The sequence below is a fragment of the Streptomyces sporangiiformans genome (assembly GCF_005768555.2).
GTDB classification, from domain to species: domain Bacteria; phylum Actinomycetota; class Actinomycetes; order Streptomycetales; family Streptomycetaceae; genus Streptomyces; species Streptomyces sporangiiformans.
The window spans coordinates 1-24368 of sequence record NZ_VCHX02000099.1; the positions used below are offsets into that span (position 1 = coordinate 1).

General features: G+C 69.5%; 19 protein-coding genes and 2 pseudogenes. 5 read left to right on the forward strand and 16 right to left on the reverse strand.

The annotated features are described in order from the left end of the window. Window positions 1–51: 51 nt before the first annotated feature. The 6 genes from FGD71_RS11290 to betA form a co-directional block, all read right to left on the reverse strand. The gene (locus FGD71_RS11290) at window positions 52–1029 is read right to left on the reverse strand and encodes an ABC transporter substrate-binding protein (protein ID WP_119100268.1); all 978 of its coding nucleotides are present in this window, start codon (window positions 1027–1029) and stop codon (window positions 52–54) included. Window positions 1030–1043: 14 nt separating this feature from the next. Further along, window positions 1044–3044: an ABC transporter permease gene (locus FGD71_RS11295; protein ID WP_119100269.1), complete on the reverse strand. Its 2001-nt coding sequence runs from the start codon at window positions 3042–3044 to the stop codon at window positions 1044–1046. Then, complete coding sequence (locus tag FGD71_RS11300; protein ID WP_119100270.1) at window positions 3044–4132, reverse strand: quaternary amine ABC transporter ATP-binding protein; 1089 nt, start codon at window positions 4130–4132, stop codon at window positions 3044–3046. Before FGD71_RS11300 ends, FGD71_RS11295 begins: the two co-directional genes overlap by 1 nt. Window positions 4133–4152: 20 nt before the next feature. Then, window positions 4153–5622, reverse strand: coding sequence for an aldehyde dehydrogenase family protein (locus FGD71_RS11305; protein WP_119100271.1), 1470 nt, complete (start codon window positions 5620–5622; stop codon window positions 4153–4155). Window positions 5623–6201: 579 nt separating this feature from the next. Further along, window positions 6202–7038 carry a methylenetetrahydrofolate reductase gene (locus tag FGD71_RS11315; protein ID WP_119100272.1) on the reverse strand — a complete coding sequence of 279 codons (837 nt, stop codon included), beginning with the start codon at window positions 7036–7038 and terminating at the stop codon, window positions 6202–6204. A gap of 3 nt (window positions 7039–7041) precedes the next feature. Continuing rightward, window positions 7042–8709: a choline dehydrogenase gene (gene betA, locus FGD71_RS11320; protein ID WP_425329665.1), complete on the reverse strand. Its 1668-nt coding sequence runs from the start codon at window positions 8707–8709 to the stop codon at window positions 7042–7044. A 202-nt stretch (window positions 8710–8911) separates the two neighbouring features. On the opposite strand from betA, the gene FGD71_RS11325 reads away from it, so the two are divergent. Further along, entirely contained in the window at window positions 8912–9658 is a 747-nt protein-coding gene (locus FGD71_RS11325; RefSeq protein WP_119100273.1) for an IclR family transcriptional regulator, read from the forward strand. A gap of 73 nt (window positions 9659–9731) precedes the next feature. On the opposite strand, the gene FGD71_RS11330 is transcribed toward FGD71_RS11325, so the two are convergent. From FGD71_RS11330 to FGD71_RS11375, 10 genes are all read right to left on the reverse strand, one after another. Beyond that, window positions 9732–10865: an aromatic ring-hydroxylating oxygenase subunit alpha gene (locus tag FGD71_RS11330; protein ID WP_119100274.1), complete on the reverse strand. Its 1134-nt coding sequence runs from the start codon at window positions 10863–10865 to the stop codon at window positions 9732–9734. A gap of 130 nt (window positions 10866–10995) precedes the next feature. Then, a complete protein-coding gene (locus FGD71_RS11335; protein ID WP_119100275.1) occupies window positions 10996–12198 on the reverse strand; it encodes an NAD(P)/FAD-dependent oxidoreductase in 1203 nt (400 codons plus the stop codon). Beyond that, the gene (locus tag FGD71_RS11340; RefSeq protein WP_119100276.1) at window positions 12195–12557 is read right to left on the reverse strand and encodes a bifunctional 3-phenylpropionate/cinnamic acid dioxygenase ferredoxin subunit; all 363 of its coding nucleotides are present in this window, start codon (window positions 12555–12557) and stop codon (window positions 12195–12197) included. Before FGD71_RS11340 ends, FGD71_RS11335 begins: the two co-directional genes overlap by 4 nt. Before the next feature lie 306 nt (window positions 12558–12863). Continuing rightward, the gene (locus FGD71_RS11345; protein WP_119100277.1) at window positions 12864–13499 is read right to left on the reverse strand and encodes an MBL fold metallo-hydrolase; all 636 of its coding nucleotides are present in this window, start codon (window positions 13497–13499) and stop codon (window positions 12864–12866) included. Then, a complete protein-coding gene (locus tag FGD71_RS11350) occupies window positions 13496–14581 on the reverse strand; it encodes an S-(hydroxymethyl)mycothiol dehydrogenase (protein WP_119100278.1) in 1086 nt (361 codons plus the stop codon). The genes FGD71_RS11345 and FGD71_RS11350 overlap by 4 nt, the downstream gene beginning before the upstream one ends. 943 nt (window positions 14582–15524) lie before the next feature. Continuing rightward, window positions 15525–16394, reverse strand: a complete 870-nt coding sequence (locus FGD71_RS11355; RefSeq protein WP_162931096.1) for an SCO6745 family protein — start codon at window positions 16392–16394, stop codon at window positions 15525–15527. Window positions 16395–16526: 132 nt separating this feature from the next. Next, window positions 16527–18053, reverse strand: a complete 1527-nt coding sequence (gene arfA / locus FGD71_RS11360; protein ID WP_119100280.1) for an arabinosylfuranosidase ArfA — start codon at window positions 18051–18053, stop codon at window positions 16527–16529. An 87-nt stretch (window positions 18054–18140) separates the two neighbouring features. Further along, the gene (locus FGD71_RS11365; RefSeq protein ID WP_119100281.1) at window positions 18141–19214 is read right to left on the reverse strand and encodes a lactonase family protein; all 1074 of its coding nucleotides are present in this window, start codon (window positions 19212–19214) and stop codon (window positions 18141–18143) included. A 15-nt stretch (window positions 19215–19229) separates the two neighbouring features. Further along, entirely contained in the window at window positions 19230–20159 is a 930-nt protein-coding gene (locus FGD71_RS11370) for a sugar kinase (RefSeq protein ID WP_162931097.1), read from the reverse strand. Window positions 20160–20245: 86 nt separating this feature from the next. Then, window positions 20246–20917 carry a bifunctional 4-hydroxy-2-oxoglutarate aldolase/2-dehydro-3-deoxy-phosphogluconate aldolase gene (locus FGD71_RS11375; protein ID WP_119100283.1) on the reverse strand — a complete coding sequence of 224 codons (672 nt, stop codon included), beginning with the start codon at window positions 20915–20917 and terminating at the stop codon, window positions 20246–20248. A gap of 243 nt (window positions 20918–21160) precedes the next feature. Here FGD71_RS11375 and FGD71_RS11380 point away from each other — a divergent pair, with 243 nt between their 5' ends. From FGD71_RS11380 to FGD71_RS48745, 4 genes and pseudogenes are all read left to right on the forward strand, one after another. Continuing rightward, the gene (locus FGD71_RS11380) at window positions 21161–22201 is read left to right on the forward strand and encodes a LacI family DNA-binding transcriptional regulator (RefSeq protein ID WP_119100284.1); all 1041 of its coding nucleotides are present in this window, start codon (window positions 21161–21163) and stop codon (window positions 22199–22201) included. Beyond that, window positions 22198–22962 (forward strand): SDR family NAD(P)-dependent oxidoreductase, encoded by a 765-nt coding sequence (locus tag FGD71_RS11385; RefSeq protein ID WP_119100285.1) that lies wholly within the window; start codon window positions 22198–22200, stop codon window positions 22960–22962. The genes FGD71_RS11380 and FGD71_RS11385 overlap by 4 nt, the downstream gene beginning before the upstream one ends. Before the next feature lie 159 nt (window positions 22963–23121). Further along, window positions 23122–24065 (forward strand): annotated as a pseudogene (gene dgoD, locus FGD71_RS11390) (galactonate dehydratase); the annotation flags it as partial. 1 nt (window position 24066) lies between these two features. Continuing rightward, window positions 24067–24319, forward strand: a pseudogene (locus tag FGD71_RS48745) (enolase C-terminal domain-like protein); the annotation flags it as partial. Window positions 24320–24368: the final 49 nt, after the last annotated feature.

The following is a 24368-nucleotide window of genomic DNA, read 5'->3' on the forward strand; positions in this document are numbered from 1 at the left end:
GTGCGCTCCGCCCCCCGGCACATTCGACCGGCTTTGGCTTCGGCTTCGGCCCTACTTCAGCCAGGCGTCCACCTTGTCGCGGTTGGCCTCGACCCACTTCTTCGCCGCCGCCTCGGGGGACATCTTGTCCACCGCGATGTACTTGGCCACGGTGTTCTGGTCCTCGTTCGTCCAGGTGAAGTTCTTCACCAGGTCATAGGCCGGGCTGCCCGACTCGGCGAACTTGGCGCTGACGATCTTGTCGAGCTTGTACACGGGGTAGTCGCACGCGACCTTCTCCGTGTCGGCGTCGCAGCCCTCCTTGTACTCGGGCAGGCTGACCTTCTTCAGCGGCACCTCGGACATGAACCACTGCGGCTCGTAGAAGTAGCCGATCACCCATTCCTTGTTCTTCTCCGCCTTGCGGAAGGCCTGGATGAGGGCGGTCTCACTGCCCGCGTACACCACCTTGTAGTCCAGCTTCAGGTTCTTCACCAGAGCCGCGTCGTTGGTGACGAACGACGGGTCACCGTCGAGGAGCTGGCCCTTGCTGCCCGACTCGGAGGTCTTGAACTTGGCGGCGTACTTGTTCAGGTTCTTCCAGTCGAGGATGTCCGGGTGCGCCTTGGCCAGCCACGGCGGCACGTACCAGCCGATGAGGCCTTCGTTTCCGGTCGGGCCGGCATCGGCGGCAGTCTTCTGGTCGGTGATGTACTTCTTCTTCAGGTCGTCGTGACCCCAGTTCTCGACGACGGCGTCGACCTCGCCCGTCCCGAAGCCCTGCCAGGCGATCTCTTCCTTCAGGTCCTTCTTCTCCACCTTGCAGCCGAGGTCCTGTTCCGCGACGTAGGCGATGACCGCCGCGTTGGCCTCATAACCCACCCACGGGTTGACCGCGAGGTTGAAGTTGCCGCACTTGCCGGAGCTGCCTGAGCCGCCGGATCCCGACGAGTCGTCACCGACCTTCGCACCGCCGCAGGCGGTGAGGGTGAGGCCGAGCACCGCTATACCGGCCGCGCCGAGTCTCCACTGTCTTGCTTGCCTTGCCATGGTTCAGTAGCTCCTTACGCGCTGGTACGCCGCGCCGCTGCCTGTGTGATCCGGTCGAACATGACTCCGAGAAGGACGATGGCCAGCCCCGCGGCAAGCCCCTTCCCGTACAGCTGGCCCTGCGAGAAACCGGCCACGACGTCGTAGCCGAGGGCGCCCGCGCCTACCAGGCCGCCCACAACAACCATCGACAGCACATAGATCAGGCCCTGGTTGGTGGCGAGAGTCAGGGCGCTGCGTGCCATCGGCAGTTGAACCTTGGTGATGATCTGCCAGGTGTTGCACCCGGCGGAGGTGGCCGCCTCCACGGTGGCCGCGGGCACGTTCCGCACGCCGTCCGCGATGATCTTCATGGCGACGGGTGCCGCGTAGACGACGGCGGCGACGATCGCCGTGAAGCGTGTCGCGCCGAACAGCGCGAGGAACGGCACGAGATAGACGAACGGCGGCATGACCTGTGCCGCGTCCAGAGTGGGCCTGAGCAGCCGGTCCACGAGCATGCTGCGCCCCATCCACACCCCGAAGACGATGCCCAGCGCCATCACCATGATCGTGGCCACCATCGTGGATGCCAGCGTCGTCATGCTGTCCGACCACACGCCGGTGGCGAGCAGCAGGCCGACGCACACGGCCGCGGTGGCCCCGGCCCGCCAGCCGCCGAGCACCGCACCGAGCCCGATCAGGGCCGCGCCGACGAGCCACCAGGGGGACTCGGTGAGCAGCGACTGGAACGGGTTGAGCAGGCCGGTGCTGATGGCGTCGCGGAAGGCCGTGGTGAGGCCCGACAGGCTGTCCTGCGTCCAGGTGGTCGCGGTGTCGGCGGCGCGCGCGATGGAGCTGCCGATGTCGCCCTCGCCGGGGAACTCCGCCGCCCATACATAGGTGTGCGACATGTAAATCAGGACTGCCGTGACCACCGCTCCCGCCCCGAGCAGCGGCCGCCGCCAGGTGAGGAAGCGGCTGCCCGAGCGCCGGGCTGCCTCCTCGCGTCCGCTCGCCGCGGTCGTGACCCGGTCGAGGACGATGGCCATGATGACGATGGCGAGCCCCGCGTTGAAGGCCGTGCCGACATCGAGCGACTGCAGGGCCTGGATGACGGTTTTTCCGAGGCCGGGCGCGTCGATCAGGGCCGCGATCGTCACCATGGCCAGGGCGGCCATGATGGTCTGGTTGACGCCCATCACCACGGTCCGCTTGGACATCGGCAGCAGGACCTTGAGCAGCGACTGGCGCCGCGTCGCGCCCAACGATTCGGCCGCCTCGACGGTCGTCTCCGGTACCGACCGGATGGCATGCGCGGTGATGCGGATCGCCGGCGGTGCCGCGTAGATCACGGTGGCGATGGTGGCGGATGCCCCGCCGATGAGGAAGATCAGCGTCAGTGGGGCCAGGTAGACGAAGGTCGGCATCGTCTGCATGAAGTCCAGGAAGGGCGTCATGATCCGGTTGAACCGGTCGGACAGCCCCGCCCACACGCCCAGCGGGATCGCGAACAGCAGCGCCACGAAGACCGCGGAGAGGGTCAGCGCCAGGGTGTCCATGCTCTCCTGCCACAGGCCCTGCAGCCCCATGAAGGTGAACCCGGCCACGGCCAGCAGCGCGACCCGCCAGTTGCCCACGGCCCAGGAGACGAAGCCGGCGACACCGACCACGCCGAGCCACCCGATCTGCGGTACGGGGCGAGCTCCGGTGGGCTGCGAGATCAGGCTCTGCACGAAGGTCACCAGGTTGTCGATGACCAGACGGATCTCGTTGAAGAAGTAGAGGAACAACGGGTTGGAGTTGCGGTTCGCACCGACCGAGTCGTTGACGTCGTTCAGCCACCGGTGCAGATCGGTGAGGTCCGCCGCCGCGAGCGACAGGGTCTGCTTCCCGCGCAGTACGGCGAACAGCACCAGCCAGACGACCAGGATCGCGGCAACCACCATGCCCCGGCTGACTCTGCGTACGCCCTCGGCGGGCTCGGCCCGTTCCGCGGTCTTGGTCTTCTCCGGTTTCTCCATCGCGACGGTCATCACATGTCGCCTTCCTGCCCAGCGACCACCGCGAGGATCTCCTCGTCGCCGACGATGCCGAGCAGCTTGCCGTTCTCGACGACCTTGACCGGCTTGTCGGCCGCCAGTACCGCCCGGGTGGCTTCCTTCACCACGACGTCCGGGCCCAGCTCGGGACCGTCCAGTGCGTCGTCGGGCTCCGCCGGGCGCATGATCCACCGCAGGGTGAGCACGTCGCCGCGCGGCACGTCCTTGACGAATTCGCGTACGTAGTCATCGGCCGGGGCGCCGACCAGCTCGTCGCCCGTGCCGCACTGGACCATCTTGCCGTCGCGCATGATCAGGATGCGGTCGCCCAGCTTGAGCGCCTCGGAGAGGTCGTGGGTGATGAACACCATCGTCTTGCCGACCTCGTGGTGCAGCCGTATCACCTCGTTCTGCATGTCCCGGCGGATCAGCGGGTCGAGCGCCGAGAACGGCTCGTCGAAGAAGAGGACGTCCGGATCACCGGCCAGCGCCCGGGCGAGACCGACGCGCTGCTGCATGCCGCCGGAGAGCTGGTCGGGGTAGGAGTTCTCGTAACCGGCGAGGCCGACCAGTTCGACGACCTCCATGGCCCGTTTGGTGCGCTCCGCCTTGCTCATGCCGCGGATCTCCAGGCCGAAGCTCACGTTGTCGAGGACGCGGCGATGGGGCAGCAGCCCGAAGTGCTGGAAGACCATGGAGAACTTGCGGCGCCGCAGTTCGCGCAGACGCTTGTGGTCCGCGCCGCGGATGTCCTCGCCCTCGAAGACGACCTCACCGGCGGTGGGTTCGATCAGCCGGGTAAGACATCTCACCAGGGTGGACTTGCCCGAGCCGGACAGGCCCATGACGACGAAGACCTCGCCCCGCGACACCTCGAAGTTCACGTCACGTACGGCGGCGGTGCATCCCGTACGGTCCATGAGCTCCCGGCGGGTGAGCCCGCACAACTCCTCGGAGTCCGGCACCCGCTCGGCCTTCGGCCCGAACACCTTCCACAGCTTGCGCACGGACACGACCGGCGTGCCGTCCGAGTCCTGGGGTGTGCCGCGCCGCTGCGGCACCTCAGTCTGTACTGGGGTCACGATCGACCTCTTTTCGGCGTTCAGCCGCGGAACCAGTGCTGCGGCCGGGGTTGGATGTTCTGCCAGATGTGCTTGGGCTCTCGGTACTCGTCCAGGCCGGTCGGTCCCAACTCCCGGCCCACGCCCGAGTGCCCGAAGCCACCCCATTCCGCTTGCGGCACATAGGGGTGGTAGTCGTTGATCCACACCGTGCCGTGGCGCAGCCGCCGGGCGACTCGCTGGGCCTTGCCGGCGTCCTGCGTCCAGACGGCTCCGGCCAGGCCGTACTCGGTGTCGTTGGCGACGCGCACGGCGTCGTTCTCGTCGGTGAAGCGCTCCACGGTGAGCACGGGTCCGAAGGACTCCTCGTGCACCACCCGCATGTCCCGGCGGCACTCGTCGAGCACGGTCGGCGGGTAGTAATAGCCGTTCGCCAGCGCGGGGTCCTCCGGGCGCGTGCCGCCGCAGCGCAGGACGGCGCCTTCGGCCATGCCGGCCGCGACATACGCCTCGACCTTCGCCCGGTGCTGTGCGGAGATCAGCGATCCGGTCTCGGCCTCGGGGTCGAAGGGGCCGCCGAGGCGGATCTGCCGGGCGCGGCGGACGACCTCGTCGACGAAGGCGTCATGGAGGGAGGCTTCGACGATCAGCCTGGCCCCTGCCGAGCAGACCTGCCCGGAGTGCAGGAAGACGGCGGTGAGGGCGAAGTCCACGGCCGCCTCGAAGTCGGCGTCGGCGAAGACGACGTTGGGGTTCTTGCCGCCGAGCTCCAGCGCCACCTTCTTCACGGTCGCCGCGGCCGTGGCCATGATCCGCTTGCCGGTCTCCAGACCTCCGGTGAAGGAGACCATGTCGACGGCCGGGTCCGCGGACAGCGGGGCGCCCACCTCCGGGCCGGTGCCCAGGACGAGATTGGCGGCGCCGGCGGGGAGACCGGCCTCCTGAAGTGCCTTCATCAGCAGGATCGAGGTGGAGGGGGTGAGCTCGCTGGGCTTGAGGACGATGGTGTTGCCCGCGAGGAGGGCGGGTGCGACCTTCCAGGACGCCTGGAGCAGCGGGTAGTTCCAGGGGGTGATCAGGCCGCACACGCCGATCGGTTCATGGACGACGCGGCTGACGGCGTCGTCGCGGCCGGTGTCGATCACGCGGCCGGCGTCGGTGCCCCCGATCCCGCCGTAGTAGCGGAAGCAGGACACCACATCGGCGATGTCGTACTCGCTCTCCACCAGCCGCTTGCCGGTGTCCAGCGATTCGGCGCGGGCGAATGCCTTGGCGTCGCGCTCGATGATGTCGGCGGTGCGCAGCAGCAGCGCACCGCGCTCCCGCTCCGGGGTGTGCGGCCAGGGCCCCTGGTCGAAGGCATGTCGGGCTGCGGCGATCGCCGCCTCGGCGTCGGGACGCGTCCCTTCCGAAACAGTCGCGGTGAGCGAGCCGTCAGCGGGACAGCGGATTTCCCGGCGGCCTCCGGCCACCGGTTCCCGCCATCCTCCGCCCACATACAGGTCTGCCACGCGCCAAGCCCTTCAATGGAATTTCGTTGCGCATCGTGCATTCAATTGCTTGTGGTGGAACACCCTGACCAATGCCCAGGCAGACGTCAAGAGGTAGACGGATGACGATTTCGCAAGGGGCCCGTTTGCCTTTCCCTCTCGACCGAGGACCCCGCCGACTTGAGGCATGTTTCACATAGCTCATCGAGTTGCGCATTACGAACCGACGGAGGCGCGCCGATGCCCCCTCGAAGCTTCAGGGACGTGGAGGCGCAGGTACTCGCGCACGCGGTGAAGTGGCACAGCGAGCGCCGCGTGACGGTGGACGACAACCGCACGGTGGGCTTCCGCTGAGAGACAGGTGAACGCGGGGCGGGACCGGATTCCGGTCCCGCCCCGCGTTGTATACACCCGGAGGCGCAACGAGCGCGCTGGGCGGCTCGGGCGGCTTGTCGGCGGCTTGGGCGGCTTGTGGACACAGGCCGGCAAAACCAGCCCGTCCGGCGATGGAGGACGAGGCCGTTCAGGCCGAAGCGGGGACCTGGGGGCGGGCAGCCCCCAGCACGGCCCACGGCAGCCCCGTACACATGACTCCGACGCTCAGCCCTCAAGCCGCTCCAGCACAGCGCAGCGCCACCGCTCCGTCTCGGCGATCTGGTTGAACGTGAACAGGTGCAGGCCGGCCACCCCCGCCGAAGGCGCGGTGAGCTCCTCCTCGGTGCGTGCCAGCAGCCTCTCGGGGGAGTATCCCCCGGGTGCCGCGAAGCGCAGGAACCACGAGGCGTGCTTCGTCAGGAAGCGCGTCGACTCCCCCACCCCGATCTTCGCCGCCATGGACAGCAGCTTCGCCCGCTGCACAGGCCCCGCGACGCCCACATGGATGGGCAGGGGGATGTCCCGGCGCCGTATCCGGGCGATCCACTGTCCCAGCACACGGGGATCGAAACAGAGGTTGCTCACGATGTACGTGGCGTGCTCACGCTTGTCCCACATCGACTGGATGGTGACGTCGTCGTGGATGAGCGGATGGCTCTCGGGATAACCGGTGACGCCGACGTGGGTGAAGGGCCTGCCCAGCTCGCTCAGTCTGCGCAGCACCGGCAGTGCCCCGTCGTAGCCCCCGGCCGGCGGGTTCGCGTCGCCCGCCGGCACGAAGATGTCGTCCACGCCCGCCTCACGGACCCGGTCGACGACTTCCTTCACGTGCCCGTCGTCCCGCAGTAGCCGCGCGGGGACGTGCGGGACGACTCGGTAGCCGTGTGCCGCGAGCCTGGTGACGAGGTCGAGCGTCGGCTCCAGGCCCTTGACCGGCGACGCCGTCACGGTGACGACGACGTCGCGCGGGACATGGGCGACGACCTTGTCCTCGGTCGCCTTCGCGGGCAGCACCTCGTAGCGGACGCTGCGCAGCAGCGCCCGGAGCCCTGCGCCACCCAACGTCTACCCCGCCTGCTTCTGGGCGTCGCGGTGACGGTAGTACGCGGCCTTCGACGGTGCCGCCGGCTCCTTGCCGAGGATCAGGTCGGCGGCCTTCTCGGCGATCATCATCACCGGTGCGTAGATGTTGCCGTTGGTGACATAGGGCATGACGGAGGCGTCCACGACGCGCAGCCCCTCCAGTCCGTGCACCCGCATGCTGCCCGGATCGACGACGGACATCTCGTCGGTGCCCATCTTGCAGGTGCAGGACGGGTGCAGGGCGGTCTCGCCCTCCTTCGCGACCCAGGCGAGGATCTCCTCGTCGGATTCCACCTTCGGCCCGGGCGAGATCTCCCCGCCGTTGTAGGGGGCGAGCGCGGCCTGATTGAGGAGCTTGCGGGACACTCGGATCGCCTCGACCCATTCGCGGCGGTCCTGCTCGGTGGAGAGGTAGTTGAAGCGGAGCGCCGGGTGCTCGTGCGGATCCTTGCTCTTGATCTTCACTGAGCCTATGGCGTCGGAGTACATGGGGCCCACGTGCACCTGGAAGCCGTGGCCACCGGTGGGTGAGGAGCCGTCGTAGCGGACCGCGACGGGCAGGAAGTGGAACATCAGGTTGGGGTAGTCCACGTCCTCGTTGCTGCGGGCGAAGCCGCCGGCCTCGAAGTGGTTGGTGGCGGCGGGGCCCTTGCGGAAGAGCCACTGCAGTCCGATGAAGGGGGCGCGCCACTTCGCCATGTAAGGCTGCATGGAGACGGGTTGCTTGCAGGCGTACTGGACGTAGACCTCCAGGTGGTCCTGCATGTTCTCGCCGACGCCCGGGAGGTCGTGGACGACATCGACACCGAGGGCGCTGAGCTCCTCGGCGTTGCCGACGCCGGAGAGCTGCAGCAACTGCGGGGAGTTGATCGCACCGCCGCAGAGGATGACCTCCCCGGCGCGGACCTGCTGGGCCTCGCCACGGCCGCGCCGGTACTCGACGCCCACGGCCCGCTTGCCCTCGAAGAGCACGCGTGTGACGAAGGCGCGGGTGGTGACCGTGAGGTTGGGCCTCTTCTTGACGGGCTTGAGGTACGCCTTCGAGGCCGACAGACGACGTCCGCGGTGGACATTGCGGTCGAACGGGGCGAAACCTTCTTGGCGATAGCCGTTGACGTCGTCGGTGCGGGCGTAACCGGCCTCCTGGACCGCTTCCAGGAAGGCGGTGAACAGCGGGTTGGTGGCCGGGCCACGTTCGAGGACGAGGGGACCGTCATGACCACGGAACTCGTCGTCCGGGTCTGCCGCGAGACAGTTCTCCATCCGCTGGAAGTACGGCAGACAGTGGGCGTAGTCCCAACTCTCCATCCCGGGTTCGGCCGCCCAGCGCTCGTAGTCCATGGGGTTGCCGCGCTGGAAGATCATGCCGTTGATGCTGCTGGAGCCGCCCAGCACCTTGCCCCGCGCGTGATAGATACGCCTGCCGCCCATGTGGGGTTCGGGCTCGGACTCGTACTTCCAGTCGTAGAACCGGCTGCCGATCGGATAGGTCAGGGCCGCGGGCATGTGGATGAAGACATCCCACGGGTAGTCGGACCGGCCGGCCTCCAGTACCAGCACCCGGTTCGCCGGGTCCGCGGAGAGTCTGTTCGCCAGTGCACTGCCGGCCGATCCGCCGCCGACGATGACGAAGTCGTATTGCTGGGCCATGATGCCTCGTCTCGCTCGCGCCGTAGATATGCGAAGCATGGTAATACCAGTACCGCTATACGCACCAGGTTGCGGGACACGCAACTTGCAGGACCCCCGTCCCGCCATCGTTACTTGCAGTAGCGTTGTTTACTGCGGGTATAGTTCCGTTGTGAGCAACTACAACCTTGGTTCCGCAACCTCAAATTCACACGCTGGAGGAGTGCAGTCGGTCGACCGCGCCATCAGCGTCCTCGAGATACTGGCCCGCCGCGGCGAGTCAGGCGTCAGCGAGGTGGCGGCCGAGATCGAAGTTCACAAATCCACGGCGTTCCGCCTGCTCGGCGCACTGGAAGCGCGCGGCCTGGTGGAGCAGGCGGGCGAGCGCGGCAAGTACCGCCTCGGCTTCGGCATCGTACGCCTGGCCGGTGCGGTCACGGGACGCATCGACATCACCCAGCAGGGCCGACCGGTCTGCGAGGAGCTGGCCGAGGAGATCGGCGAGACCGTCAACATCGCCGTGTTGCAGGAGTACTACGCGGTCAACCTCTACCAGGTCCGTGGCCCCGGGGCCGTCACCGCACAGAACTGGGTCGGCCAACTGACCCCGCCGCACGCCACCTCCAGCGGCAAGGTCCTGCTGGCCTATCTCCCCGCCAAGGAACGCGCCGCGGTGCTGGCCGAGTCCGGCCTGAAGAAGGTCACCCAGCACACCATCACCGCGAAGACGAAGCTCGAGAAGAACCTCGTCGACGTCCGCGAGAGTGGCTACGCCTGGGCCCTTGAGGAGCTGGAGCTGGGCCTCCACGCCATGGCCGCTCCGATCCGCAACCGGGACGGAGAGGTCGTCGCGGCACTGAGCGCCTCCGGGCCCGCGTACCGGCTCACGAAGGAGCGCCTGCACGAGCTCGCTCCAGTGCTGATCAAGGGAGCGGACGAGATCAGCCACCGCATGGGGTACCTGGGCTGAGCGGCCCGTCCACCGCCGGTACCGCCCGCGCCGGGGACGTACGGCGATGCGCGGGCCGCACAAGTGACCAGCGCTACTGGGGCAGTCGTGCACCCAGGCGCTCCTGCACCCAGTCGTGGAAGGCACCGATGTGGTGCTCGCTGGGTACCAGTACGCCTCCCTTGGCATACATCCGGGAGTGCATCCCGGGCTGCGTGCGCTCGCATGCATCGAAGTCCTGACGGTTGACCCGGTCGAAGAGCTCCACGGACCGGCTGACGTCCTTGCCGCTGTCGACGACGTGCGGCAGGTAGAGCCAGTCACACTCGACGATCGTGCGGTCGACGGCCACCGGGTACATACGGTGGAAGATCACGTGGTCGGGGACGAGGTTGATGAAAACCTGCGGCTTGACAGTGATCGCGTAGTAGCGGCGGTCCTGCTCCTCGGCGACGCCCGGAATGCGGTCCAGGCCCTCGGAGCCGTCGATGGTGAAACCCTGGACCTCCCCGCCGAACTCGGCGCCGTGACCGACGTAGTACTGGGCGGCGAAGCCGTCGGCGAACTCGGGGAGCACCTCGGTGAGTTCGGGGTGGATCGTGGCGCAGTGGTAGCACTCCATGAAGTTCTCGATGATGAGCTTCCAGTTCGCCTTGACGTCATAGACGATCCGCTTTCCGATCGAGAGGCCCGCGATGTCGTAGCGCTCGATCGACTCCGCGTCGCCGAGACGGCTGACGACATCGCCGATCACCTCCTCCTCGAAGGAGGGCGGGTTCTCCGCCAGACAGACCCAGACGTAGCCGAGCCATTCGTGGGTGGCCACATTCGCCAGGCCGTATTCGGTGCGGCCGACGTCGGGCATCTTGGTGAGGTTGGGTGCCGCGACGAGCTTGCCCGTCAGGTCGTACGTCCAGGCGTGGTACGGACACTGGAAGGCCCGCTTGACCTCGCCGCTGCTCTCCACGCAGAGCTTGGCTCCGCGGTGCCGGCAGACGTTGAAGTAGGCGCGGACGGAGTTGTCCCGGGCGCGGGTGATCAGGATGCTTTCGCGGCCCACGTCGACGGTCCGGAAGGCGCCGGGCTTCGCCAGGTCGGACGAGCGCGCGGCGCAGAACCACATGGTCTCGAATATGCGCTCCTGCTCCTGGGCGAAGATCCCGGGATCGGTGTAGGAGGCGCCGGGGAGGGTGGCGATCAGGCTGTTCGGCAGGCTGGTCGAGGTCACGGTGCACTCCTCGGGAAACGTCGTGGATCGGTCGTTCACGCGCCGGGAAGAGCGACTCCGGACGGCGTTGTGCATTGAGCAACGCTGCGCGCTATTTGAAACCGCAGCATGGGATGCCTCAGGGGCGGTGTCAAGATGCCGCGAGGGCCAGTTGCTTGCGCCAGCGGGTGAACAGCCGCGGCTGGTTCATCCCGAGCGCGGCGACCGGATGACCGGCACGCCGGTAGACGGCCAGGACGTTGCGGTCGTCCGCGGCGCCTTCCTCGATCGTCACGCTGTCGGCGCCGGCCGCATGACCTACGAACTGGATCTTGACGCCGTACTGATCCGACCAGAAGTACGGAGGCCGCGGCACGCCCGGTTCCGCCGCACCCCAGGACAGCAGCGTCCGGACGGCCGCATCGGCGCGCTCGCGCGCACCGGTCCAGTGTTCGACGCGGCGATGGGCGCCCACACGGGGGTCGTACCAGTTGGCGCAGTCACCGACCGCGACCACGCCGGCCCGGCTGGTACGGCCGTCCGCACCGCATGTGACGCCGTTGTCGAGCGCCACGCCGGACCCCTCCAGCCAGTCGACGCACGGTCGTGCGCCCACACCGACCACGACGATGTCGGCGGGGATGCTGCGGCCGTCCTCGAGCAGGACCGCGTCCACCCTCCCCCGGACTCCGTCCGGGGAGACCCTCGTATCGCTTCGCTCGTCCCCGCTCAGCCCCTTGACGCCCACACCGCACAACAGCCGTACGCCGTGGTCCGCGTGGAGAGCGGAGACTATGCCGCCCATGGTTTCGCCGAGGGGTCCGGCCAGCGGTGTCGGTGCCGCCTCGATGACCGTCACGTCGAGCCCGAGGGCGCATGCGGTGGAGGCGACCTCGCCGCCGATGAACCCGCCGCCGATCACCACCAGCCGTCCGCCACCGGCCAGTTCGTCCCGTAGAGCGCGGGCGTCGTCCACGGTGCGCAGGACGTGCACGCCGGCCAGACCTTCGGATCCGGGCAGGGTGCGCGCGGCGGCGCCGGTCGCGATGACGAATCCGTCGGCGCGGATCTCCCGGCCGTCGGCGAGCCGGACGGCGCGGTCCGCACTGTCGAGTCCGGTGGCGCGGACGCCGAGCAGCCACTCCGCCTGCAGGTCCTCGTCGTCCGACTCCAGCGCGAGTTCCTCTTCACCGATGGTGCCGGCCAGGAACTCCTTGGACAGCGGGGGCCTGTCGTACGGGCGGTGGAGCTCGTCCCCCAGGACGACCAGCCGCCCGTCGTAGCCCTGTCTCCGCAGCGAGCGCGCCGCCGACAACCCGGCCAGCGAGGCACCCACCACGGCCACTGTCCTCACGCGGGAGCCCCCGCGAGCCGGGCTGCGACGCAGGGCGGCAGGTTGGGGGCAGCCGTGGACAGCCGGACGTAGATCATGCCGTCCTCGACAACGACCTCATGGGTCCGGACGGGACGCTTGGCCGGCGGGGCGTCGACGGCACCGGTCTTCAGGTTGAACTTCGACGCATGCAGCGGGCATTCCACCTCGCAGCCCTCCAGCCAGCCGTCGGCGAGCGAGGCGTCCTGGTGGGTGCATGTGTCGTCGATGGCGAAGATCTCGCCGTCGTCGGTGTGGAACACCGAGACCGGCGGGTCGATGTCGAGCCGGAGGGCCTCGCCTCGCGGGAGATCCGCGAGACGGCACGCGGGAATCATCATCACACCTCGGTGCGTATAGCGAAACGGATTGCGGTTAGCGCAACATCAGTCTGAGGTCGGCCCAGAACCCTTGTCAAGGCGTTCAGAAGGCCGGATGAGTCACCGTTTGACGTCTCTCATCACGCAACCAAGAGCGCAATATGAAACTCAGAAGGGGAGGGGAGCAACGCGGAATCAGCGTCTTCGACCTGCTCAAAGGGGGTGCCCAGCCGTCGGGCCCCCCAGATCGCCGTGCGGACGCACGCACGCCCGCCTCGTCGGCCTGCATTGGCCGAGAGCGGGCGTGCGCTGTTCGATTGGGCGCGCTCAGAAGCCCCGGTCGATCCAATCCTGAAGGTGCGGGGCCTCGGCGGCGATGGTGGTCGTCTCCCCGTGGCCGGTGTGTACGACGGTGTCGCCCGGCAGAGTCAGCAGCCGGTCCCGGATGGAACCGACGATGGTCGGGAAGTCGCTGTACGACCTCCCCGTCGCCCCCGGGCCGCCCGCGAAGAGCGTGTCACCGCTGAAGAGCGCCGTCAGGCTCGGCGCGTACAGACACACCGCCCCGGGAGCATGGCCGGGGGTGTGCAGCACGGTCAGCTCGATACCGGCCACAGTGAGCACCTGGCCGTCGGTCAGGTCGCCATCGGGCATTCGGTCGGGGTGGGTCTGCTTCCACAGCGGCAGGTCGTCGCCGTGGAGCAGGATCTGGGCACCTGTGCGCGCAGCGAGTTCGGGCGCGGCGTCGATGTGATCGTTGTGGGCGTGCGTGCACACGATGGCCCGCAGGGTGCGAGCGCCGAGGGCTTCGACGATCGCCTCCGCGTCATGCGCGGCGTCGATGACGACGGCCTCGTTCTCGTCGCCAATGATCCACACGTTGTTGTCGACGTCCCAGGTGCCGCCGTCCAGCGAGAACGTCCCCGAGGTGACGAGATGTTCGATGCGGGCGCCGACCGTCACAGGACCACCACCGAACGCAGCACGTCGCCGCGGTGCATCCGCTCGAAGGCCTTCTCGACCTCGTCCAGGGCGATGGTCTCCGTGACGAAGGCGTCCAGGTCCAGACGGCCCTGCAGATAGAGATCGATGAGCATCGGGAAGTCCCGGCTCGGCAGGCAGTCGCCGTACCAGGACGACTTCAGCGCGCCGCCCCGGCCGAAGACGTCCAGCAGCGGCAGTTCCAGCTTCATCTCCGGGGTCGGTACGCCGACGAGGACGACCGTGCCCGCCAGGTCGCGGGCGTAGAACGCCTGCTTGTACGTCTCCGGGCGGCCCACCGCCTCGATGACCACATCGGCTCCGAAGCCGCCGGTCAGATCGCGGATCGCCTCGACCGGGTCGGCGTCCTTGGAGTTGACGGTGTGGGTCGCTCCCAGCTTCTTGGCGGTGTCCAGCTTGGCGTCGTCGATGTCCACCGCGATGATCTTCGCCGCGCCCGCCAGGTTCGACCCGACGACCGCCGCGGCCCCGACGCCGCCACAGCCGATGACCGCCACGCTGTCACCGCGTCCGACGTTGCCGGTGTTGATGGCCGCGCCGATGCCCGCCATCACCCCACACCCCAGCAGACCGGCGGCGGCCGCCGACGCTGCCCGGTCGACCTTCGTGCACTGCCCCGCCGCCACCAGCGTCTTCTCCGCGAAGGCACCGATACCCAGCGCCGGCGACAGCTCGGTGCCGTCGGTCAAGGTCATCTTCTGCTTCGCGTTGTGGGTGCTGAAGCAGTACCACGGCCGTCCGCGCAGACATGCACGGCACTGCCCGCACACCGCACGCCAGTTGAGGATGACGAAGTCACCGGGGGCGACGTCAGTGACCCCCTCCCCCACCGACTCCACGACACCCGCGGCCTCGTGGCCCAGCAGGAAGGGGAACTCGTCGTTGATGCCACCCTCCCGATAGTGCAGATCGGTGTGACAGACCCCGCAGGCCTCGATCTTCACCAGCGCCTCACCCGGGCCGGGATCAGGCACGATGATCGTTTCCAGACTGACGGGGGCGCCCTTCCCCCGCGCGACGACAGCACGGACCTGGTGAGCCATGGCCACTCCTCGGCTGATACAAGACCTGGGTTCGATGTTGCTCAATGCGGTACGCATCTCGCGTGTCGCAACACAGCATCATGGAGCGCCGACTGCGGGTCAAGGATTGGACAAGCAGCACACTGCGCAGGGCATGCACCCGACAATCCAGACCGGTCAAGTGGCCGCGTCCCTGCTGCCGATTGCCGGTCGACGCGGCACAGGCCTCGCCGGTCTTACGACGGAGTGCCTGCTCAACGCCCAAACGAGCACAGATCCATGGGCTTCGCCTACGCCGAGCAGCACGGTTTCATCAGCGTCGGTTTCGTCGGCTCACCACCGATCGCGGGGGATGCGTTCTTGGCCCCCTTGCGCACACCCGTTGCGGAAGGTGCCTCGGATGACCCGGTCCGAAGACTCTTCTACCTGATAGGTCCACGGCGTCGGCGTGGCCGTTGTAGACGCCGCAGCGCACGGCGCAGTGCCGGCGCAGCCCCGCGCCGCGTCAGCACGTGCCGTACGCGCCCGCCCGGCAGAACCCCGGCTGCGCCCAGCCGCCCGACTGCCACCCGCGCCGCGTTGCGGGCTGCTGCCAGCCCGCGTTATGGATGCCTGCCGTCCTGGCGTTATGGATGCCTGCCGTCCTGCTGTCGCCCCGCCGTGCTGGGGCTGCCCGCCGGTCCCCCGTCACAGACTGCTGTCGCCCCCGCCATCACCGGGCGCCACCGGAATCCACCAGGCAGCGGTACCCCGGCAGGCAGTTCCTGGTGTCGGCCGGCCGCGTCGAGCCGAGTATCGGGCCCAGCGGTCGGCGCCCGTCCACACGGCCCTGCCGACCAAAGCCCCATCATTTCCCCGTGTCGTTCCCATGCAGATCAGGTCCTGACCGGCTCTCCGCACCACCCGGTGCCGTTCAGGTCCCGCAGCTTCCAGCCTCTCTGCCGAGCGGTCCCGGCCAGCAGCGTCACCGCTTGCCGATCAAATCCGCCGGAAACGCCCCCGCGGCCACCGCGGCCTGGGCGAACGTCGTCCCGAGGGCCGTCAGGCGTGCCACGCCCTCCGGGCCGAGGTGCTCGTACGGAGCCCGGTCCAGGCGGTCGGTCTCCTGCTCGATGTCCTCGCGGAGCGCGACGCCTCGCTCGGTGAGTTCGCCGGTGCTGTCCAGCAGCCCGCGGTCCCGCAGTCGGGCCGTCGCCGCATTCCAGTCGTCCTGGGTCCAGCCACGGGTGGTCGCCACCCACTTCGGTGTCATGCCCTTGCCCGTGGCGGTGTGGGTCACCATCGCCTCCAGCCCGTCGAGGCCCGCGGACATCAGCACGGCCAGGTGCCCGTCCCCCCGGTGCTCGCGCAGCAGCGTCGCCCCGTGCCAGTACGCGAGGTGCGGCTCGTCGGGGACGGGAAGGTCGGCGTGCGCCGAGTACAGCGGCCGGGCGCTGCGCCCACAGGCTTCGGCGGCGCGCAACGCCAGCCGCGCGGCCTCCGCCATCTCCGCGGACGCCACGGCCTCCTCTCCCAGCAGCCGCCGCAGGGTCGCGTCGACGGCACGCGTGCGTGCCGCGAGCACGTCCGCGGGGGTGGCGATCGACCACACCGCGGGCACGTGCCGGGCCACGAGGTCGTGCTTGTAGTTGTAGAAGGTCGCCGTCACCGCGCCCGCCCCGACCGGCCCCAGCGCGGCCGCCCGTACAGCGAAGTTCACGGCCTTGGGGTGGGTGATCCCGAGAGCACCCACCTCCCGTCCCAGATCGGGCGAGAAGTAGTGCGTCGCGTGCAGGGAGTTGAGCGGGTTGTGACAGCGTCGACCGGCGCGCGGCTCGAGGGCGGCAGTAGTCATGCCCGGCAGGTTACCGACCGGTCGTTACGCCTCTGCCCCGGGGGTTCCCTCTCTCCCCCCCCCCCGCTCATCCCGACATGGCACGCATGCTCGGTCCAGTACGCGTCCCGACACGTCGGCCCTGATCGTCCGTCAGCTCTGTGCGCGCGACAGACGGATCATGTTCCAGGAGCAGGGCTCGAGTTCGGCGCGCAGGACCCCGCCCGTGACCGTGGTGCCGGCCGCGGCGTGCGGGGTGACGCGCTCGGGGTCGTCCAGGGTGTTCCGGGCCTCGGCATCGGCGTCGGACAGGACCAGGTGCTCCGCCACGGCGCGGGCGTCGACTCCCCGCAGGTCGATCTCCAGCGGCAGGGCGGCGTCCTGGCCACGGTTGACGGCGAAGACAGTGACGTCACCGGTCTCGTCGTCGGCCACGGCGGTGGCGTGCAGCAGCGGCACCTCACCGAACCGGGCGGTGGTGTACAGGGGGCTGTCCACCTCGACGCGCAGCACCCGCCCGCGCCCGTACCGGGAGGCCTGGGCGAAGGGGAAGAACGTCGTCTGCCGCCAGGCGGGCCCGCCGGGCTCGGTCATGATCGGCGCGATGACGTTGACGAGCTGGGCGAGCGATGCTGCGGTGACCCGGTCGGCGTGCCGGAGCAGCGCGATGAGCAGGGAGCCGAAGACCACGGCGTCGGTGACCGAGTAGCCGTCCTCCAGCAACCGGGGCGCCTTGTCCCAGTCCGGCGGGGTCGCGGCATGGAAACGGGCCTGGTACCAGACGTTCCACTCGTCGAAGGAGAGGTTGACGCGCTTCTTGGACTTGAGCCGGGCGCCGACGTGATCGCAGGTGGCGACCACGGAGTCGATGAAGTGCTCCATGTCGACGGCGGAGGCGAGGAAGGAGTCCCGGTCGCCGTCGATCTCTTCGTAATAGGCGTGCAGCGAGACGTAGTCGACCAGGTCGTAGGCGGCTTCCAGGACGGTCGCCTCCCAGGAGCCGAAGGTCGGCATGGAGGAGGACGAGCTGCCGCAGGCGACCAGTTCGAGGCCGGGGTCGATCATCCGCATGGCGCGGGCGGTCTCGGCGGCGAGCCGCCCGTACTCCTCGGCCGTCTTGTGACCGGTCTGCCAGGGGCCGTCCATCTCGTTGCCCAGGCACCACATCCGGATGTCGTACGGATCCTTGGCGCCGTGGGCGACACGCAGGTCGGACAGCTCGGTGCCGCCCCGGTGGTTGGCGTACTCCAGAAGCCGCAGCGCGTCCTCCACCCCACGGGTGCCGAGGTTGACGGCCATCATGGGCTCCGTACCGGTCTTGCGGCAGAAATCCATGAACTCGTGGAGGCCGAACTCATTGGTCTCGGTGGACCGCCAGGCGAGGTCCAGCCGGACCGGGCGCTGCTCGCGCGGTCCCACGCTGTCCTCCCAGCGGTAGCCGGAGACGAAGTTGCCGCCCGGGTAGCGGACAGTGGTGACGCCCAGCTCCCTGACCAGTTCGAGGACGTCCTGGCGCAGGCCGTCGGCATCGGCCGCCGGATGGCCCGGTTCATGAATGCCGGTGTAGACACAGCGGCCCAGGTGCTCGACGAACGATCCGTACAGCCGGGGGTTGACGGCGCCGATACCGAAGGCCGAGTCGAGGGTGAACCGTGCGGGGGTCGTGCCTGGGTCGGACATGACTGCCTTTCATGGCGTACGCCTTTGATCGCGTACGGCTTTCGTGACGTACGACGACGGGTTCGCGGGACTGAGATGAGAGGACTGTCAGAGGACGAGCGCGCAGACGACCGAGGGAACGGATGCGGCCGGGCCGGCCTGCTGGAGGTGTCCCCCGTCCAGGACGCGCAGCGCGGCGACGGTGCCGCTGTGCTGGTTGGCGACGAGCAGATGCCCGGCCGCCAGGGTCAGGCCACGCGGCCACGTGCCGCCGCTGGGGATCTCGCCGATCGGTTCCAGCGCGGTGCCGGTGACCAGGAACGCGGCCACCGTGTCCGCGCCGCGGTTGCTCACCCACACGAAGCGCCCGCAGGGCGAGGCGACGATTCCACCGGGCTGGTTGATGACGTCCCCGGCCTCTGTGGCGGGCACGGTGGAGAGCGCGGCCAGCATGCCCGTCTCGGCGTCATAGCGGTGGCAGGTGACGGTCGACGACAGCTCGTTCGCGCTGAACACCAGCTCACCGCCGGGCGCGAACGCGAGATGACGAGGACCGCTTCCCGCGCGCAACAGGCTCACCGCGGTCTGCTTCAGCGTCCCGGACCAGGTGTCGAGCCGGTATGCGAACACCGCGTCCGCCCCCAGGTCGGTGGCCAGCACGAAGCGGCCCGCCGGATCGACGAGGACCTGATGGGCGTGGCTGCCCTCCTGCCGTCCGGCGACCGGACCGGATCCCTCGTGGATGGCGACGTCGGTCAGTTCGCCGACCTGCCCGTCCGCGTCGAGCCGGTGGACGGACACGCTGCCGGGCGCGGTGTCGCTCCCGTAGTTCGCGGTCAGCAGCCAGCCCCCACCGGGGTGGACGGTGAGATGGCAGGGGTTCGCGCCGCCGGTGCCGACCGGTGCTCCCAGCGGGGTCAGAGCACCGTCGCTCTGCCGGGCGACGGCACTGACGGTTCCGGGGTCGGTCTCGTTCGTGCTGTAGACGACGTCCAGGGAAGGGTGCGCCGCCAGGAAGGAGGCTCCGCTGACGGGCACCGGCGGCAGACGCCTCTCGTACGCCAGGTGGCCTGCCGCCGCGTCGAGCCGCAGGGCGGCGAGCCCGGCGCCGTCACCACCGGTGTCCGGGGTGTAGGAGCCGGTGAGGACGAGGATGCCGTCGGCGGAGGAACGCGTGGACATGGAAGTTCCTTGAATTCAGCGGACGATGTCATCGTGGTGGTCCAGCAGTCCCAGCTCGGAGCGGCGTGGCAGCCCCTCCCAGTCACCGGTGGTGCTGACCGCGAACGCGCCGAGCAGAGCCGCAGTCCTCAGCCGCCGCTCCGGGGGTTCGCCCGCGAGCAGTTCGGCCAGATACCCGGCGGCGAACGCGTCCCCCGCTCCCACGGTGTCGTGCACCTGGACCGGCACGGCGGGCTGCCGGTACTCCTGACCGTCGAGGAGGGCATAGGCTCCCTCGGCGCCCAGTTTGATCACGGCCCCGTCGGGCCCGAGATCGCAGATGCCCTGGGCGAGTTCCTCCGGTTCGTCCGCGTCGGGCACCGCGAGCCGGGCCTCGTGGGGGCCCGCGAAGACGAGGTCGCTTCTGCGCAGCAGGGGCAGCAAGGTGCGCCTGGCGTCGGCCTCGTTCCACAGCAGGAAGCGGAAGTTGATGTCCAGGGAGACCGTGGCTCCGGCCTCGACGGCGAGGTCCACGGCCCGGGTGACGGCCTGGGCGGGGCCCTCACCGAGCGCCGGAGTGATCCCGGTGATGTGCAGGACCGCCGCGGAGGCCACGATGTGCTCGGGGATGTCCTCGGCGGACAGCCGGGAACCGGCCGTGTGGGTGCGGTAGTAGCGCGTACGGCTGTGGGTGGAGGTACGTCGTTCCTTCAGCAGGAGTGACGTGGGGGCGGGGTCCCGGACGGCGACGGTGGTGACCCCTTCCGCCCGGAGTTCGCGGAGGACGAGTTCGCCGAGTTCGTCCTCGCCGACGCGGCCGATCCAGGTGGCGGATCCTCCGAGGCGGCTGACCCCGACGGCGACGTTCGACTCCGCTCCGGCGAGCCCGAGGCGCAGCCCGGCGCCGAGGGCCAGCGGTCCGGGATCCGGTGCGGCCAGGACCGCGAGGACCTCGCCGACGGTCACGAGACGGCGCTCCTGAGACGGGCGTTGCTGAGACGGGCGCTCCTGAGAGGGGCGCTCCTGAGAGGGGCGCTGCTGAGACGGACCGCTCACCGCCCCGCCTCCTCGGCCCACGCGGTGGCGCCGACCGCCTCCAGCACCGTACGCGCCCTGACGGTGAGGGACTCCAGGGCCGCCGGGTCCGGGTTGCGGTCCGCTCCGCGCAGCAGCGGGGAGCCGATGCCCACGGCACGGGCGCCCGCTTCGAGGTAGCCCCGCGCCTGGTCGAGGCCGACTCCGCCGACGGCTATGAGTGGTATCTCCGGCAGGGGAGCCTTCAACTGGCGCAGGTGAGCGGGGCCTCCGGTGCTCGCCGGGAACAGCTTGACCGCCGCGGCGCCCGCCTGCCAGGCGGCGGACACCTCGGTCGGCGTCCAGGCGCCCGGGTAGCACGGGACGCCTCTCTCGGCGGCGCCGCGGATGACATCGATGTCCACCACGGGTGCCACCAGGAACCCGGCACCGGCCGCCAGCGCGTCCCGGGCCTGACCGGTGGTGATCACGGTGCCGGCTCCGACCGCCACCTCGGGACCGAGATCCTCCTGGATGGCGGCCACGGCGTCGAGCGCGCCCGAGGTCGTGAGGGTCACCTCCAGGCAGGTGATGCCACCGGCGGCGAGGGCCCGGGCCGCGGCGGGCAGTCCCGAGGCGTCGGCCGACCGGAGGATGGCCATGACCCGGGTCCGGCCCAGTTGCGGGGTGAGGGCAGGACGCTCCGTCATGGCCCCACCACCGCGGGGAACATGAGGGTGTCCTGATGGTCGGCCATATGAAACCTTCCGGAGCGCTCCAGGACACACCTCACCCGTCGGTGGCTTTCCCCGACAAGTGAGGTATGAGCGGTTGGTTCGTTTCTTTCGCCTCTGCCCATCCGTATCGCTTATGCACGACCTAGGAAACCGGTTGACTGAAGCTGCGGCGAACGTTAGGTTGCGGCGCCAGAAGGTGTCAAGAGAGGGGAACAGGTGCCGGAACAGCCCGTCAGGGCCAGGCTGGTGGACGTCGCACGGGCGGCCGGGGTCTCCAAGGCCACCGTGTCCAAGGTGCTCAACGACCGGCAGGACCTGTCCGTCAGGCCGGAGACCCGGCGGCGTGTCCACGAGGCCGCCGAAACGCTGGAGTACCGCCCCCACTCGGGGGCGCGTGCCCTCGCCGGCGCCGGCACTCACGCCCTGGCCCTGCTGGTCCCCGCCCTCGCCAACCCCACGTACGTCACCATCGCGCGCGGCGCCTACCAGCGGGCTCGCGAACTGGGCTATCTCTCCCTGCTGGCCGAGGACTTCGACGGGCATGAAGCCGACGAGTCCTTCAACGAGCTGGTGCAGGCGGGACGGGTCGACGGACTGCTCATCGCCTCCGCCCGTCCCGGTCACCCGTTGCTGGACGCCCTGAGCCGCAGCCGGGTCCCGCATGTCTTCCTCAACCGGTCGGTGGAGGGATCAGGCCGCAACGTCACCATGGATGTGGCCCGTTCCAGCGTCACCGCCCTCGACCACCTCCACAGCCTCGGCCACCGTGCGGTCGGTCATGTCGCGGGCCCGCCCGGCATAGCCCCCAGCGAGGTCCGCAAGCAGGCGTTCCTCCGGCATGCCGGGGAGCTCGGGCTGTCCGCCGCGCCGGTCGCGTCCGGGGACTTCACGGAGGACGGCGGCGTGTCCGCGACGCGGGAACTGCTGCGTCCGGCCGACGGCGCCGGGCGCCGGCCGATCACCGCGATCTACACCAGTTCGCTTGCCCAGGCGATCGGCGCCATGGCCGCGATCCGGGACCTCGGCCTGCGGATCCCGGAGGACATTTCCGTCATCGGCAACGACGACCTGCCCGTCGCCGGGCACCTCCACCCCCCGCTGACCACGGTGGCGATGCCGCTGTACGAACTGGGGACCGCGGCCGTGGACGCCCTGGTGGCCACCATCGAAGGAGGGCCATCGGGAGACGTCGTCGTACCCACCGAACCACGCCTCGTACTGCGCCGCTCCACGGCAGGACCCGGAGAATCACCATGACCGCCGCCGCGCCGGCACGCATCACCGGCCGCACGGCCCTGCTCACCGCGGCCGCCTCCGGGATCGGAGAGGCGACCGCGCACCGCCTGGCCGCCGAGGGGGCGCGTGTGGTCGTCACCGACGCGGACGCCGAGGGTGCTCACCGGGTGGCCGAGGAGATCCGCGCGGGCGGCGGTCAGGCCCGGGACCACCGGCTCGACGTCACCTCGCCGGACGAGTGGGCGGCCGCCGTCGAGGAGACCGCCTCCTGGACCGGGCACCTCGACGTACTGCATCTCAACGCCGGCCGGAACCTGCCCGGAGCGGCGCACGAACTGGACGACGCCTCATGGCACGGCCAGCTGCGGCTCGCCCTCGACTCTGTCTTCTTCGGTGTCCGGGCCACGGTGCCCCTGCTCACGGCCGCCCGGGGCGCCGTGGTCATCACCTCGTCCGTGCACGCGGCCATCGGATTCAAGGGCTTCCCCGCGTACGCGGCGGCCAAGGGCGGGATCAGCGCCCTGGTCCGCCAACTCGCCGTGGAATACGGCGGGCGGATCAGGTTCAACGCCGTCGTGCCCGGGGCGGTGGACACGGCCCTGTGGGCGCATGTGTCACCGGAGTACCGTGCCGAAACCATCGCACGGACACCGGCCGGCAGGCTCGGGACCCCCGAGGACATCGCGGCCGCCGTCGCTTTACTCGCCTCCGATGACGCCTCCTTCATCACGGGCCACAACCTCCTCGTGGACGGCGGCCGCAGCATCAGCTCCCACGAGTAGCCGATCGCGCTTCCCCCTGCCGCCATCACCCCGTAGCCGCCGGCCCGAAGCCGCTGTCCCACCGCCGGCCGCCGCCCCCACTCCCCCACCAGCCCTCGCTTCTCATCTCCCGCAGCCGTCGGCCCCCGGGCCGTGCGCCAGGCCCCGGAGGTCCGCCTCGTGAAGATCACTGGATACGAACTCTTCCTCGTCGAACCGCGCTGGCTCTTCCTGCGCATCGACACCGACGAGGGCATTTCCGGCTGGGGAGAGCCCATCGTCGAGGGCAAGGCGCACACCGTCGCCCGTTGCGTCGAGGAGATGTTCGACCATCTCGTGGGGCAGGACCCCGCCCGCATCGAGGAGCACTGGCAGATGCTCGCCAAGGGCGGCTTCTACCGCGGGGGCGTCGTACTCAACAGCGCCCTGGCCGGCATCGACCAGGCCCTGTGGGACATCGCCGGCAAGACCCACGGCGTCCCCGTGCACCAACTGCTCGGCGGCCATGTGCGCGACCGGGTGCGCATCTACGGCTGGGTCGGCGGGGAGAACCCGCAGAAGCTGGGCGAGTCGGCCGCCGAGCAGGTCGCCAAGGGCCTGACCGCCGTCAAGCTCAACCCCTGCGGGCAGCTGGAGCCGCTCGACACGCCTGCCGCGATTCACGCCATCGTGGACGGGGTGACGGCGGTGCGCGAGGCCATCGGCCCGGAGTGTGATCTGGCGCTGGACTTCCACGGCCGCTTCAGCGGGGCGATGTCCCGTCGCGTACTGCCGCTGCTCGAGCCGCTGCTGCCCATGTTCGTGGAGGAACCGGTGCTGCCGGAGTTCTCCCAGGACCTCGGCGCCGTGGTGCGGTCCACCTCGATTCCCATCGCCACCGGCGAACGGCTCTACTCCCGCTGGGACTTCCGGTCCGTCCTCTCGGACGGGATCGCGGTGGCCCAGCCGGACATCAGCCATGCCGGGGGGATCTCCGAGACCCGGCGGATCGCGGCGATGGCCGAGACGTACGACGTCCTGGTCGCACCGCACTGCCCGCTCGGCCCGATCGCGCTGGCCGCCAGCCTGCAACTGGACTTCGCGATCCCCAACTTCCTCATCCAGGAGCAGGCGCTCGGCATCGGNGGACTTCGCGATCCCCAACTTCCTCATCCAGGAGCAGGCGCTCGGCATCGGGTACGGCGACAGCAGCGGGCTGCTGGACTATCTCGTCGACACCGAGCCCTTCACATTCCGCGACGGCTACATCGACCGCCTGACCGAACCCGGCCTGGGCATCACCATCGACGAGGACGCGGTGCGTGCGGCCGCCGAACGCGGGCACCGCTGGCGCAATCCCGTGTGGCGCAACACCGACGGCTCGCTGGCTGCCTGGTAACAGCGCCGAGGCCAAGATGTCGTGACACGCCCGCAAACCCTTCGGAGAC